This window comes from Clostridium yunnanense (assembly GCF_016595795.1).
GTDB lineage: Bacteria > Bacillota > Clostridia > Clostridiales > Clostridiaceae > Clostridium_AR > Clostridium_AR yunnanense.
Map to the genome: position 1 here is coordinate 81,562 of NZ_JAENHN010000032.1, position 15,426 is coordinate 96,987.

Consider the following 15,426-nt stretch of genomic DNA (forward strand, 5'->3'; position numbering starts at 1 on the left):
TTTAGTTATGTTGGATAATAAGTACGAGTTATTAGATAAGGACACTAACAAAAGCATAATTATAAATATCTTAATAACATTTATAATTGTACTATTTATAGCTTTTATAATATCTATAATTGTATTCTATAAATTTTGGTCTTGGGATAAAGAATTAGTGCATAAAACTCTTGAATTAATCAGTATTTTTATGGGAATAGCTACTTTCTTAATAATATGGAACAGACATAGTTCAGAAGAAAGTATAAATTACATATTAGGGTTTGGATACTTTATTGTATCAATAATGGATGCAATTCATATTTATTTTTATAAATATATGCTTATACATGATGTAGCGAATAGTAATGCATCTTTAAAATATTGGTTGATTGCAAGAATTATAGAAGTTCTTACTTTATTGATATTTTCGTATGTACCATATAAGAAAAATGGTAATAAATATATAGCTATGCTAAAAACCATATTAATTATGTCTTTTCTATTTTACATTTTAGAGATAAATAAAGGATATATTCCTCCATTTTATACTATAGATGGAATTACACTTTTTAAGATAATTACAGAATACTTAATAATCATTATAGCAACGCTAACTTTATACAGATTAAAGAATAATCTTGTTACAAAGCAATTGATTAATTTTGAATGTCTTTACATATCAATTTTATTGATAATTCCTTCGGAGGTTTGTTTTACACTTTTCAAAAGTCCAGATTCAATTTGGGTGGTATTTGGTCATGTTTTAAAGATAGGTAGCTATTATTATCTTTATAAGGCAGTGTTTCAAAGTTTGATTAATTATCCTTATGATAAATTAAATGAAAATAATCAAAGGTTATCTGATATTCTTAATGCGGTGCCAATTCCTATACATACTTATAATTTGAATAATAAAATTGATTTTGTTAATAACAAATTTGAAGAACTATTCAAATATTCAAAGGAAAGTATTATAGGTTTAGATGACTATGAAATATCAAAGGTTTTACGTAAGGTAGGAGATAATTATGAAAAATCCTTACCATATCGGGTAAATAATAATGATAATACTCAAAATATAATTAGAACTTATTTAGATTCAAATAATAAAGAAATAAAAGTTCTGATTAATGCTCATAAGATTAAGGGCGGTGTTCTTATTCTTACGAATGATATAAAACAAGAACAACAAATTGAAAATCTCAATTTACAGGCCCAAACTATATTAAATTCTATATCAGTACCTACAATGATAATAGATTACAATGGGGATATAATTGCATGTAATAATTACTTTGCTGATTTAGTAGAAGTTGCATATGAAGATATAATTAAAATGAACATATATGCACTTAATAAGCTTTTGAAATTGAATAATAATGGAGGTCACAAAATATTTAAAAAAATAAATTTTAGAGATGATAATATTGACTGCATTATTGTGACTCCTGTGGGAAATGAAAAGAATATACATATAAATACATCTGTAATAAAGAATATTTATAACGAAGTAATTGGATTAATGATAGTTGTACAAGATATATCTAAGATTAAAGAGAATCAAATGAAACTGATAAACCAAGAAAAATTGGCTTTACTTGGTCAGATGGGGGCAACCATTGTCCATGAAACAAGAAATTTCCTAACGACCATAAAAGGAAATAGTCAATTAATAGAGCTGTATACTGATAATGATAGAATCAAAGGCTTTGCCAATAAAATAAATTCAGATACTGATGAAGTAAATAGAATTATAAGTGACTTTTTAAGCTTGTCAAAACCAAGAGAAACTGAATTAGAAGAAGTAGCGTTTTATGATTTAATCTCATCAATGAAAAGTACTATAGAGACGTCATCATTAATGAGTAAAGTGCAAGTATCTTTTAAATTAGATTACGACGAGAGATATATATTATGCGATGAAACTCAAATTAAACAAGTTATACTAAATATTTGCAAGAATGCAGTTGAGGCTATGGAGCAGATGTCAAGTCCTAAGTTACTTATAAGTGCAGGTCTTAATGAGCAAGCTAAGGAAGTATATATCAAAATTGAGGATAATGGCAAAGGTATGAGTGAAGAAATAATTAAAAAGATAGGAACTCCTTTCTTCACAACTAAGAAAACAGGTACAGGCCTTGGACTTAGTGCATGCTATCAAATTATTAAAGAACATAGTGGAAGGATTGAGATAGAGAGTTGGATCGGTATTGGAACTATTTTTACAATAACTATTCCTTATTTGGATGAGGATTAAATTGAAATTTAATAAAGCTATAATTTCTAATATATCAGTAGAAATTATAGTTGGTTTTATATTGGATTTTTATTACATTTGTAATTCTATTTTTACTTTAAATGTTATTAAGTAGTAAATGTGAAAGTCTGTAAGGTGCTATACTATTGTGGAGAAATCCAGTTCGATATATAATATAAAAATAAAAAAGAAGAAGTTATCACCTGCCAAATTTTCCTCATAGGTATTCGGAAAGGCAGATGAGCAAAAAAGGCTCACTGAAGAAGGTCGCTTCAGCAACTTTTTAATAGCTTACTAATGAAAATCGAGGAGAAAGTATGGATCCCGTTAGTATATTAAATAATGTAGTATTTTTGGATATTGAGACAACTGGGCTCAATCCATTAGAAGATAGAATAATAGAAATAGGTGCAATTAAGGTAAAGGATGGTATTATTACTAAGTTTAGTAGTTTAGTTAATCCTAAAATGGAAGTTCCACTAAATATTCTTGATTTGTGTACTGGAATAAATCAAGAAGTCTTGGATAGTGCTCCTGAATTAGATGAGGTTATGATTTATTTGGTTGACTTTATTGAAGAGTACCCTATTATATGTCATAATGCAGATTTTGAAAAGAGTTTTTTAAAAGTCAAAAATAGGTTTTTAGATTCACTTGAATTAATTGCTATTCTTTTTCCAGAGTTTCATGAATTTAATCTTCAATACTTGATGAAGAAACTTTTGCCAAAGGAAAGGAAAGAAATACATAGAGGACTTAGTGATTCAGAAGATACTGTAGAGGTTGTTAATTATGCCATAAGTATCTTCTATTTTGATAATGGTTTTACGATCCCAATGAGTATTACAGAGCTAGAAGCATGGGAATGGCATAAATATATAACAAATGTAAATATGGACTATGTTAAATATTTCATTTCTAATATTCCTTCGAAAACTAAGCAAGGAAATCAAAAGCCATATACTATTTTTGCTCTTAAGGAGTATGAAAAGCTTTTTGAAAATGAAGAAGTATGGAAAAGAAATAGAAGTGACTATAAACTTAGGCCTCAACAAAGAGATGCATCTAAGTTCATAAAGGAAGGTTTAGAAGGTAATAAGTTTACTATAATGGAAGCGCCTACTGGGCTTGGAAAAAGCATGGCATATTTACTTCCAGCTTCCATTTACTCTCATTTAGAAGAGGAAAAAGTTATTATTTCTACAAACACAAAAGGACTACAGAATCAGCTAGTAGACAAGGATATTCCAAATCTTTTAGAAGCCTTGAATATGAAAGATGATATTAGCTATACCTTAATAAAAGGGAAAAGTAATTATTTATGCTATGATAGATTTGAAGATATAGAGTATCCGAAAGATATGAAAAATCTTATAGGATATATTTATTTAAAGAGATTGATAACAGAAAAAGGTTTTGGGGATATAGAAGAAATTAATTACCTAATAAAAGAGAAATTTAATTTACATGGTTTACTAGATCAGTGTTTTTGTGACTCAGAGCTTTGTGATGTAGACAGCTGTAAATATCGAGATATGTGTTATTATGCTTCTAAGGTGGAAGCATTAAAAGAAGCTCAATTAATAGTGGTAAATCATTCTTTATTAGTTAAGTGGCCATATCAGAGTATAGCGCCACTTGAAAATATCGTTATTGATGAAGCTCATAATCTTGTACAGGAAGCTTATGACGCTTTTGAGGAGACACTTATATCATACGAATTTCATAAATTCTTAACAGAGATATATGATGATGAAGGAAAAAATGGATTTCTATATTACTTATCACTAAGAGCAAAAAATAATAATTTGCCTTTAAAAAATATACAAATAGGAATAAATCATTGCTTAGAACAGCTAGACAATGTAAGATTAGCTTTTGATAGCTATATAAATTCTAACTTAATAAATAGAGATTATAATATAAAAGAACATTTGAATAAAAACAATCCAAACATTACTCCAATTATAAGCTGTTTACAATATTTAAAAGAAGATATTTCGGACTTAAATCTAAATATAGATAAGGCTGTTAATATTTTGAAAGAGATAACTGCTTTAGAAAAAGATAAAAGATTGAAGATAATGATTGAAAAAGTTGAAGTTCTAAGTGGATACATTAAGTTAATTGAAAATGTAATTGAACAAAGTAAAAATGACTACTGTTTTTATTTTGAAGTTGAAAGAAGTCTTAAGTGGTGGAAAATATCAAGTATCCCACTAGATGTATCAAGTGATTTTTATGAAAAAGTGCTTAATGGAACAAAAAGTTGCTTGTTTATTTCGGCTACATTAAGCACGGATAATGGCTACAATAATTTAAAAAATAATTTAGGGATTAGTATAGCTAAGTCTCAAAATAAAGAAATAGTAGAGGTACCTCCTATAGATCCAGTTTTTGATTATAAAGGAAGAAGTGCAATATATAGTTTTGATAGCATGGATCCAAATGATATTGGAGCTTTCTCGGAAGAAATGAAAGTTTTTGTTTTAGAACTTTTAAATAATGTTGAGGGAAACATAATCATTCTTTTTACAAGTAAAAAAAGATTGCAAGCTTTTAAATCAGCTGCTGAGCTAGAACTTAAAAGTTTAGGAGTAAGGCTTGTAGAAGGGAAAAAAGATATAGAAAAACTTAAATTAAGAGAAAAAAGATTTATCCTTTTGGGATCTAAAGGCTATTTTGAAGGGATAGATATTCCAGGTGATACTATGACTACTGTAATCTTGGATAAGGTGCCTAATATTAATAGTAAAGAACCATTATATAAATCTTTAGTAGAAAAAGGACTTGAAAGAGGAAAGGATTATTGGCAATCTTATGCTAACGTGAACTTCCCAATAGTTTCTATAGATCTTAAACAAATATATGGAAGAATTATAAGAACAGAATATGATTATGGAGCACTTTTTATCATGAGCAAATTTGATAGAAATAACTCAACAATTAGGAAACTTGAAAAACAACTGCATGGTGTTCCAATAATTAGAAAAGAACAAGAAGAAATTTTTAAAGATTTGAAACTGAGAACAATAAGATGGAAACAAATGAATCTTTACAAAATAATGAAGGAAGTTAAGAGTACTTTAACGGAGGAATTAAAAAGAAAGAAACATGAAAAAAGTATTCTATCTATAAAAGATATTGAGCTTTATGTGAATCAATTTATGTCAAGGGAATATGAAAAAAGAAATTTGAAGTATGATGTAAATATTTATTTAACAGAACAATTAATTATATATATAAGCAACGTAAAAATAAATCTAGGAAGTAATAAAAAAGCTATAGAACAGTACTTTAAAGATATATTATGTTTTTAAGTTTATCTATAATATAGTACTTAATTAAAGGCATCTTGCAAATAATAAAGGGTTCTTATGTCGAGGCTTAATTTATACTTATTCGAAAATCGTGCACCTATGAATTTTAGAATGTATAAATTAATAGGTGAACTAGGAACACTATGAATGCAGGTGCCTTTAAGTTTTAAATTAATGAATATGATGAAATTTAAAGAGGAATTAGTTAATATAACTATATAATACGAAATAAAAAAATAAGTTTTTATGTAATTGTATACACGCTTCGACATGTATTGACAATATAATTATAAAGTTTTATTATAATTATACGTTTAAGAGATTAAACCGATAAACGTTTGGAGGTTAGTATGGATAATAAACCAAATAAGGAACAGATCATAGATACATTTAGGCAATGCATTCCTTTTTTTAATGTTTTAGCAGATGAAAATAGACAAAATATAATTATGCTTTTAGCGGAGGAAGAAGAGGGACTTAATGTAAACAAGATTACAGAAGGAATTCCGCTTTCAAGACCTGCTATTTCACATCATCTAAAGATATTAAAACAAGCTGGTTTTGTAGGAATAAAAAAGGTAGGTACAGAAAACTTTTATTTCCTTACATTAAAAAAACCAATTGAAAAAATTAAACAACTTATGAGTTATATAGAGGGCACTTGTCATTTTAGATAAATTTTTTACTTCATTGGTTTAATTGATTAAACTAATTGACGCAAATAATTAATATTATCCATTTTAATCTATATGTTAAAAAATTTATCTTATATGATAAGGAAATATGGATGTACCACTTAATAATAAAACATATTTTCAAATGGAAGTGGTACATATGTAGAAACATTTAAGGGAGGTATAAGAATGAACGGAAAAAGTAAGACAAGCAGTAAAAAAACATTAATTATCATTTTAAGCATAGCATTAGCAGCAGTAATGTTCATACCAATGCTTTATTCTTCTATTTACCTTGGAGCTTTCTGGGATCCATATGGTAGACTTGACCATGTACCAGTAGCTTTTGTAAATTTGGATAAGTCAGTTGCTAAGGATGGCAAGGAGTATTCTGTAGGAAAAGAACTTGAGAATAATCTAAAAAACAATGATAAAGTAGCCTGGAAGTTTGTGAGCTATGAAGAAGCACAAAAGGGTGTAAAAGGTACTGACTATTATGCAATGATAGAAATTCCTGAAGATTTTTCTAGGAAAATTGCTGATTCACAGGATGGTGTATTTAACACTCCTGAGGTAATTTATGAAGGAAATAAAGGAAGAAACTTTGTATTTTCTCAAATATCAGAAAAGGTTGCAGAAAGTATTAAGAGTGAAGTTAGTTCAAGTATTCAGAAAGAGATATCTAGGGCGTTAGTTGATAGTTTATATGAAGTTAAGGTTTCTATTAAAGACGCTGGTGATGGTGCAACTGAGTTACAAGATGGTACTCAGAAGCTTTTAGATGGAAGTAAGACATTAGCTGATGGACTTGGTACTGCTTCAAATGGCTCAGGCCAATTAAGAGATGGTTTAATGCAAGCAAGTAACGGAGCTTCAACTCTTGAAAATGGAACTAAGCAGTTATTAGACGGAAGCAACACTTTATCCAGTGGATTAAATCAAGCCTCAAATGGATCAAAAGATTTAAAAGCAGGATTAACTACACTTTCTAATGGAGAAACTCAAGTTGTAGATGGTGCTGGAAAGTTAGTTGATGGACTTAATGCATTTAAACAAAGTTTAACAGCAAAAAATAATCAGATCCCTTTATTGGTAGATGGGGCAACTGAGTTGAGTGTACGTACTAATGAGTTAAAGCAAAAGACTGTAGATTTTAATTATGATAATTTTAATGCTTTAGCTACAGTTGTTAACGGAAATGAAAGTGCTATAGATACTGTAAACAAAGTCTTTAATGATGAATTGATAAATAATATAAAAAATTCATCCTTGACTGATGCGGATAAGGCAAAATTAAAAGAAATAGTTGGTACTATTCGACAATTAGATCATGTAAATAAGGTTGCAAATGTGGGGGCACATCTTTCAGATACTGCAAATAAGTTAAAAGATTTTCCTCAAAGTATAAATAAGCTAAATCAGGGTGCTGGAAGTATTTCAACTGGTATAAATCAATTAGTAAGCGGCCTATCTGAAACTCAAAGCAAGGCAGCAGTTGGTGCAGATCAACTTATTGCTGGAGCAAAAGCAATTCAAGGTGGAAGTTCTGTCCTTCAAGCAGGTTTAAATACAGCAACTGAGAAAACTGGTGAGTTAGCTAGTGGTTTGAATGAATTGAGTACTGGCTCAACTTCTTTAAGAGATGGATTACAATCTGCCAGCTCTGGAACTACTAGTTTAAAAGATGGCTTAAATACAGCTGTAGTAAAAACGGGAGAATTAACCGATGGACTTAATAAATTAAGCAGTGGTTCAGTAACACTAAAAAATGGACTAAATGATGCTAACGATGGAGCGGGTAAACTTAAAGATGGACTAAATAGTGGTTTTGATAAGATGAATGGAAATTTGAAGTTCAACTCCGATAATATGTCTAAATTTGTTTCAGCTCCAGTTACACTTAAGGATAATTCAATAAACGATATTAAGTATTACGGAGAAGGACTTGCACCATATTTTGTATGTCTATCTTTATGGTTAGGTTCTATGTTTATAAACCTTATATTATCAATAGCGAAGAAACTTAATGTGACAGAAAATAAGTTTATAAAGAGTTTTGGTGGTAAATTTGCGTTTGGAGCAGCAATGGCCACATTACAAGCTTTGATTTTAAGTTTTGCATTAGTAAAAGGGCTAAATATAGATGCTACAAGCATAACAAGCTTTTATGTAAGTAATATCTTTATAGCAATTGTGTTCTTTAGTGTAATGTATGGAGTATCTTATGCTATAGGGGTAATAGGAACACCTATCATGTTTATTATATTCCTTTTACAGTTATCATCTTCAGGTGGAACTTTCCCAATTGAAACAGCACCTACTTTTTATAGAGTTGTTGGACAAATCTTCCCAATGACTTATGCGATAAATACGCTTAGAATGATTATTGGTGGAGTAAATACAGCGATTTTGCACAAAGATATAATTATTCTTTTAGCATTTATGATTGCGTTCTTAGGCTGTGGATACGCGTTGAGGATAATACTTAATATGTTTAAGAGCAACGACAATGAGGATGATGCACAAGAATTAAATGCAGCATAAATAAGAAGATAAGTAGTGAGATGTAGCAAGAAAATTAAAGAAGTAAAAATGAGGATAGGTAGCAAGGCAAAGCTACTTGTCCTTATTTTTTATATAGATGAACCACTTCGTAATAAAATTTATTATTTTTAGATCGAAGTGGTTTATCTTTAGATAAACTACTTCATATTAGAATTTTATAAAATTAAGCTTTTCTTAAGATTGGAATAGTGCTAGACAGTTTACTTTAAGGTTAATGGAGAGTATCATATATTTATAAGTTGTGCAAATTTTTGTAAATAAAGTTTTTAGGGAGAGTGAGAAAAATGTTTGTTATACCACAGGTATTACCAACAATTTTCGTAGTAAATAAAACTGATCAAGATCTAGAAAATATATTTATTACTTTAGAAGAGTATAAGTCAAAAGACCCTATGATAAAAAAAATAAAATGTGGAGATACGAAGACAGCAAGTATATATAACAGGGGATATGCTGGAACAAAGGCATTATATTTATATCATTATGATAAAAATAACGTGAAACATCAGTACATAATATATGATCAAATAACCGCTGGTTATTGTAATAATATACGAGTATTAATTACAAATGTTGATGAGACAGGCTCTTTACATTTCAGTGTTACACTAGATTATGATAATACAAAAACTCATTGATATTGGGGCAGTTTTTAGCGATATAATTAATAATGAATAAAGCTGTATACTATTTGTATTTGTAAAAATTATAAGAGGGGGAATTATTATGTCGGGATTTGCTGGAACAATGATAATGCAATCATGGCCAAATATCTATGTTGCAAATAAGACAGGAAAACAGCTAAATGATATTTATTTTACTATGGATGAATATAAAAAGCCAGATGTTAAAGTGAAAAAAGTGAAGAGTGGAGCAACTACAATAACTGCAATATATAACAAAGGCTACAGTGGCACAAGGACACTTTATTTGTATCACTATGATAAAGATAATTATAAGTGCCAATATGTAGTTTATGATAAGTTAGTTGCTGATTATTCAAACAATATAAAAGTAACCATCAACGATATAAAAGATAATGGAACATTAGTGTTTGATGTAATAATAAATTATGATCCGTTGAAAACTCATTAATTATAAAAATACTATAGGGTTCCTATAAACTACCTAATCTACATCTATTTTATAATATATTATTATAGAAAGAATAATTGTAGGAATAGTTGAATAAGGAACCCTAAATAAATTACTAGAATATGCTATTCAGTTACTATTTAAATAAAAGCTTTTCAGAATTTCCTTTAAGCTTTAAAGCAGTATCTGTATTTTGCATATCCATATTAAATTGCTCGGTAATATCATAAGCATTGTAATATCCTTTATTTAACATATAATTAAAAATCTTTTCATGTGTAGTAATAGCTGCATTCAAATGATTTCTTAAAGTTAACCTAAGTTCTGGAGTAGTTGCTTCAGTTAACGCAATAGAGTAATTTCTTACAGCACTTTTTGCTGAAAGTAAAAAGTCCGTAGCAATTAGTTGATCACTCATCTTGTTTAAGCCGGTAAGATTTTCTATTAACGAATTCATAAAATCACCTCCTTAAGAAACTTATATGTCAGTAGTTACTAGTTATTTTTGATATATATGCAGAAATATTTTTGGGAGATTATACTTTTTGTGCTCAAAATATAGTCATACTAGCAATGTAACTTTCTATTGGTTGTATTTAGCTACATAAGACTGTTCCATATATGCTCTTAATTCTCCTATCTGAACTTGTTCAGCAGAAACGCTTTCCTTCATGATTGATTTTAATTCAATATCTTCTACTAAAGGCGACATAGTGATTGCCTTTGTTAAACTAAGATTTTTTAGAGTTAATAGTTCATGCAGTTGTAAGGTTTCATGAGGTGTAATAAATTGTTCATTCATATAGTAACCTCCTTAATTAAATAATGATTTATGGTTTTAAAATAACCTTAATACAATCTTCTGTTTTGGTATCAAAAGCTTTATATCCGTGTGGGGCATCGTCAAGTGGGAGCCTATGTGTGATGATATCACTTGGGTCGATTTTTCCCTCATTAAGTAAGTTATAAAGTATTGGCATGTAAGGTATTACAGGTGCTTGACCTGTTCTTATATTAATATTACGGTTTATTAGGTCGCCAAGAGGGAATGCATTGTATCTTCCTCCATACACTCCTGTAACTTGTATCATCCCGCCTTTTCTAACAGCTTGAGTTGCTATATTAAAGCCTCCAAGCGCGCCACTTTGAAGTTTTAAACCTGATCCAACAAACTCCATAGGAGTCATCTTTCCATCCATTCCTACGCAATCGATAACAACATCTGCACCTCCATGAGTTAATTCTTTTAAGTATTCACCAGTATTGTCATGTTGCTCAAAGTTAACAGTTTCGACTAAGTTGTATTTTGCAGCATGTTTCAAACGATAATCTATATAATCAACAGCGATAACTCGTTCTGCACCATGTAACCAAGCAAATTTTTGTGCTAATAGGCCTACAGGTCCACAGCCTAAAATAACTACAGTATTGCCAGGCTTAACTCCAGCATTTTCGACGCTCCAATATGCTGTACCCATAGCATCTGACATAAGAAGTAAGCTTTCATCTTTTACTTCGCAGTCTTCAGGAATACGGAAAGGGCTAAAGTTTCCATAAGGAACTCTTAAGTACTCAGCTTGACCGCCTGGATAACCACCAAAGGTGTCTGAATAACCTAAAAATCCACCATTTTCACCATGAGGATTAGAATTATCACACATGCAAGTTAAATCATGTTTGCAGTAATAACATTCACCGCAGCTTACGTTAAAAGGGACAACAACTTTATCACCTTTTTTTAACTTGGTTACATCAGGGCCAACTTCTTCTACAATACCCATTGGTTCATGTCCTATTATATAATCTTGATACATATTAGGAACCATATCATGAATAAGATGTAAATCTGATCCACAAATAGCTGTATTTGTGATTCTAACAATTATATCATCAGCCTTTTGTATTGCTGGTGCTGGTACATCCTTTACCTGTACATTTTTAATACCTTGAAATGTTACAGCTTTCATAAATTTTTACCTCCTTCTTAAACATATGGAGTTGCAAAGTTTCCTAGTCTGCTGGTATCTCCAGGGAAAAGATCTAAACTTGCAATCTGTACTGCATTTCTTGAAGATTCCATATCCATTTGAAATTGTTTTTCCAAATCAACTGGGTGAAACCAACCTTTTCTAATCATGAGAGTGGTTAATTCTTCGTGTAGGTTTATTGCATCATTTAATTGTGTATTTAGAGCGGCTCTTACCTCTGGGGTTGCAGCTTCTGTTAAAGCAATAGCATAGTTTCTTACTCCGTTTTTGGCATTTAATAAGAAAGCTAGAGCCATGGTTTCGTCTACCATTTTCGGCATTCCTTCTGCATTTCTTACTTCCAAATAATCATTAATCATATTTTGATTACACCTCCTATCTCAATTTTGGTGCTTTTCCAAGTAAAACTTGTAAATCATTTATAGCTGAAATTGACAATCTAACATCTTTCTCTAATAAAGCCTTTAATTCTTGATCAAAAACTACACCTTCCATCATTTTTGATGTTGTCATACAAATAGTTTTGAAGTTGAGAAGTTCATGTAATTGCATAGTTTCTGCTGGTGCAAAAGTTTGTTGTTCCAAAACATTCACCTCCTATGATTGTAACAGCTTTATTATTCCACTTGAAAAAATCAGTTATACTAAAACAGAGCATACATTGATAATGAAATATTTAATAAAATAAGTATTAATATGGGAAAGAGTTTTATGTTATTAATTTCCATTTTGAATATATTATGTTAAAATTATTTTGCAGAACGCATTAAAATGTTTATTTAATTGAAAATCAATAAAATAAGGTTAGAATCAACCTTAGAAAGGGGTGAAAATATTATGAAATTTAATGAAGATAATTTAAAAGAATTATTAGTTAGATGGCAAGATGTTTTAAGATTAAGAGACTGGGATATTCAATATCAGTTTGTTGAAAAAGATTGGAGAAAATCTGGTGATGTAAAGATAAATTCAGAAGATAAAAAGGCTATACTTTTAATAAATAATTTTAACCCTAAGTCAACAAATTTGGAGGAGTTAGTAATTCATGAACTTTTGCATATTAAATTATGGGGGATGGATCAGATGATAGAAGAACTTATTTATGGAGTCTATGGAAAAGACAGGCAGGATCCTAAACTTAACTTTGCATATACACAATTTATGAAGCTTTTAGAGAATACAACTGAAGAGCTAGCTAAAGGATACGTTACATTGGGTGCAAAAGATAAAGAATTATCTTTTGGTAAGCTAAAAAAAGAAGTTGAGGAGGAAATCGGTATTTAAATAGAAATATATATAGAGAAACATCTGGCAATATTTACATATATTTATGCTGTTTTCCCTATTGCTTGTACACATTAAGATAAATTATAATTAGATTATAAGAAATTATATAGCTAAAGGTAAAAATATGCAGTTTTTACCGAATTTTGTAGTGTAGATATGAATCAATTATATTTATATTATAAATTCAATGTTTTAGCTAAAGAAGTTTTGTTTTGATTTAATATGCATTGTTTGAAGGGAAGGTGTATATGTTTAAATTTATTAAACGATTATCTTACGTTGCTCCAATTATATTGTTATTAGCTCTTATTTATATTCATCCAGTAAATGCTTTTGCTATTGATAATACTGGTGAATCTATAAGCGTTAAATATTCGTCCCATGTTCAAAATGTGGGGTGGCAAAATAGTGTATTTGATGGACAAACTTCTGGGACAGTTGGTTTATCTTATAGGTTAGAAGGTATAAAAATATCTATTGAGAATCCTATATCAGGAATGAAGATAAAATATCAAACTCACGTTCAAAATGTAGGTTGGCAAAATTGGATTTATGATGGGCAGCTTTCTGGAACTTCAGGCAAGAGCTTAGCACTTGAAGGTATAAAGATAATGCTTGAAGGTGCACCTGTTGGTTACCATATTCAATACCAGGCTTATGTACAAAGTATAGGCTGGCAGAATTGGGTACAAGATGGTCAGCTGGGAGGTACACAAGGTAAGTCTTTAAGACTAGAAGCAATAAAAATAAGGATAGTTAAAGAAGATTCATCTCTTTATGGAAAGTTAGGCCTTACGTATAGGACTCACGTTCAAAATGTTGGTTGGCAAGATTACGTTTACGATGGACAATTTAGTGGAACAGAAGGATTTTCTTACAGACTTGAAGGAATAAATATTGCATTGCAAAATCAAACTTCTGGAATGAAGATTAAGTATCAAACTCACGTTCAGAATATAGGATGGCAAGGGTGGATGTATGATGGACAGATGTCTGGAACCTCTGGAAAAAGTCTACGACTTGAAGGCATAAAAATAATGTTAGAAGGAGCCCCAGCGTGGTTACATGTAAAGTATCAAGTTCATGTTCAAAATGTAGGTTGGCAGAATTGGGTTAAAGATGGACAAGTTGCTGGAACTGAAGGGCGAAGTTTAAGACTTGAAGGAATTAGGATATTATTAGTTGACGAAAAAGAAGTAGTATATTCAAGTTATAACATAACACTTACAAGTATGCTGGATAAACAAATGTCTGTTGAGCCTGCAGTTAATGTAGTAAATAGTACCACAAAACAATGGGAATGGAGATATGCACAAATTCAAAATGGCATCCAAGGGTATTATATGTGGCAACCGCAGAAAAATACTGACGGAAGTACGACTAATATTAAAAAATGGACAAGTTCTCCAGAAGGGTACCAATACATAAAGCAAACTGTGCAAAAAAATATAGATCCAAGTTATATTATTAATGATCCTATGTACATATACCAATTTATAAAATTAAGTTATGTTGATGGAACAACTGCTGCTGATCTTAATAAATTATTTAAATTAGATGGTGTACTTGCAAATAAAGGTCAAGTTTTTATTGATGCAGCTAAAGCTAATAATATAAACCCCATTTATCTAGCGGCCCATGCAATCCTTGAGACTGGAAACGGAACATCAGAGCTAGCTAAAGGTACTGATATAAGCGGTACAGATGGAGTTAAAAAAGTATATAATTTATTTGGTATACAAGCTTTCGATGGAAATGAAATAAATGGAGCATACTACGCATATAGCCAAGGGTGGACAAGCGTAGATAAGGCAATTTATGGAGGGGCTAATTGGATTGCAAAAGGATACATAAACAATGCCACTTACAAGCAGGATACTATTTATAAAATGAAATGGAATCCTCAGAATACTGGAACACATCAATATGCTACAGATGCAGAATGGGCACGAAAACAAACAGTTTATATAAAAAAATGCTTTGATATGGTACCAAATGCTAAAATAATATTTGATGTACCAGTATATAGATAGTCTATTATTATAAAGATATGCTATATTACACCGTTATCATATGGTGGATATTATGGCATATCTTTTTTGTACAGGAAAGTATAAAACTTTATCTCGATTAAATCTAGATATTTCAATGCCCTCAGCGACTTTTTTACTTTGGAGAAAAATGTGAAATTTTTAAGATATCTAAAACATATAGTTTAATAGCATTAGAAGTTTTATGGCTTTACAGTAAAAAAGTAA

13 protein-coding genes are annotated in these 15,426 nt (G+C 30.0%); 8 read left to right on the forward strand and 5 right to left on the reverse strand.

Annotation, left to right across the window (positions count from 1 at the left end; genetic code table 11):
• The first annotated feature begins 7 nt into the window (after nt 1-7).
• From JHL18_RS10860 to JHL18_RS10885, 6 genes are all read left to right on the forward strand, one after another.
• A complete protein-coding gene (locus JHL18_RS10860; RefSeq protein ID WP_200269016.1) occupies nt 8-2,239 on the forward strand; it encodes an MASE3 domain-containing protein in 2,232 nt (743 codons plus the stop codon).
• 317 nt (nt 2,240-2,556) lie between these two features.
• Nucleotides 2,557-5,559 carry an exonuclease domain-containing protein gene (locus JHL18_RS10865; RefSeq protein ID WP_200269018.1) on the forward strand — a complete coding sequence of 1,001 codons (3,003 nt, stop codon included), beginning with the start codon at nt 2,557-2,559 and terminating at the stop codon, nt 5,557-5,559.
• A 350-nt stretch (nt 5,560-5,909) separates the two neighbouring features.
• The gene (locus tag JHL18_RS10870) at nt 5,910-6,236 is read left to right on the forward strand and encodes an ArsR/SmtB family transcription factor (protein ID WP_200269020.1); all 327 of its coding nucleotides are present in this window, start codon (nt 5,910-5,912) and stop codon (nt 6,234-6,236) included.
• 186 nt (nt 6,237-6,422) lie between these two features.
• On the forward strand, nt 6,423-8,777 hold the full coding sequence (locus JHL18_RS10875; protein ID WP_200269022.1) for a YhgE/Pip domain-containing protein: 2,355 nt from the start codon (nt 6,423-6,425) through the stop codon (nt 8,775-8,777).
• A gap of 305 nt (nt 8,778-9,082) precedes the next feature.
• Entirely contained in the window at nt 9,083-9,436 is a 354-nt protein-coding gene (locus tag JHL18_RS10880; RefSeq protein WP_200269024.1) for a hypothetical protein, read from the forward strand.
• Nucleotides 9,437-9,524: 88 nt separating this feature from the next.
• Nucleotides 9,525-9,893 carry a hypothetical protein gene (locus JHL18_RS10885; RefSeq protein ID WP_200269026.1) on the forward strand — a complete coding sequence of 123 codons (369 nt, stop codon included), beginning with the start codon at nt 9,525-9,527 and terminating at the stop codon, nt 9,891-9,893.
• Between the two features lie 136 nt (nt 9,894-10,029).
• On the opposite strand, the gene JHL18_RS10890 is transcribed toward JHL18_RS10885, so the two are convergent.
• The 5 genes from JHL18_RS10890 to JHL18_RS10910 form a co-directional block, all read right to left on the reverse strand.
• Nucleotides 10,030-10,350 carry a spore coat protein gene (locus JHL18_RS10890; protein WP_200269028.1) on the reverse strand — a complete coding sequence of 107 codons (321 nt, stop codon included), beginning with the start codon at nt 10,348-10,350 and terminating at the stop codon, nt 10,030-10,032.
• A 126-nt stretch (nt 10,351-10,476) separates the two neighbouring features.
• Nucleotides 10,477-10,695: a spore coat protein gene (locus tag JHL18_RS10895; protein ID WP_200269030.1), complete on the reverse strand. Its 219-nt coding sequence runs from the start codon at nt 10,693-10,695 to the stop codon at nt 10,477-10,479.
• A 28-nt stretch (nt 10,696-10,723) separates the two neighbouring features.
• Nucleotides 10,724-11,860 carry a zinc-dependent alcohol dehydrogenase gene (locus tag JHL18_RS10900; protein ID WP_200269032.1) on the reverse strand — a complete coding sequence of 379 codons (1,137 nt, stop codon included), beginning with the start codon at nt 11,858-11,860 and terminating at the stop codon, nt 10,724-10,726.
• 17 nt (nt 11,861-11,877) lie between these two features.
• The gene (locus JHL18_RS10905) at nt 11,878-12,240 is read right to left on the reverse strand and encodes a spore coat protein (RefSeq protein WP_200269034.1); all 363 of its coding nucleotides are present in this window, start codon (nt 12,238-12,240) and stop codon (nt 11,878-11,880) included.
• Between the two features lie 16 nt (nt 12,241-12,256).
• Complete coding sequence (locus JHL18_RS10910; RefSeq protein ID WP_420839221.1) at nt 12,257-12,475, reverse strand: spore coat protein; 219 nt, start codon at nt 12,473-12,475, stop codon at nt 12,257-12,259.
• A gap of 243 nt (nt 12,476-12,718) precedes the next feature.
• Here JHL18_RS10910 and JHL18_RS10915 point away from each other — a divergent pair, with 243 nt between their 5' ends.
• Both JHL18_RS10915 and JHL18_RS10920 read left to right on the forward strand, forming a co-directional pair.
• The gene (locus tag JHL18_RS10915) at nt 12,719-13,165 is read left to right on the forward strand and encodes a hypothetical protein (RefSeq protein WP_200269038.1); all 447 of its coding nucleotides are present in this window, start codon (nt 12,719-12,721) and stop codon (nt 13,163-13,165) included.
• Nucleotides 13,166-13,416: 251 nt separating this feature from the next.
• Nucleotides 13,417-15,201 carry a glucosaminidase domain-containing protein gene (locus JHL18_RS10920; RefSeq protein ID WP_200269040.1) on the forward strand — a complete coding sequence of 595 codons (1,785 nt, stop codon included), beginning with the start codon at nt 13,417-13,419 and terminating at the stop codon, nt 15,199-15,201.
• Nucleotides 15,202-15,426 lie beyond the last annotated feature (225 nt).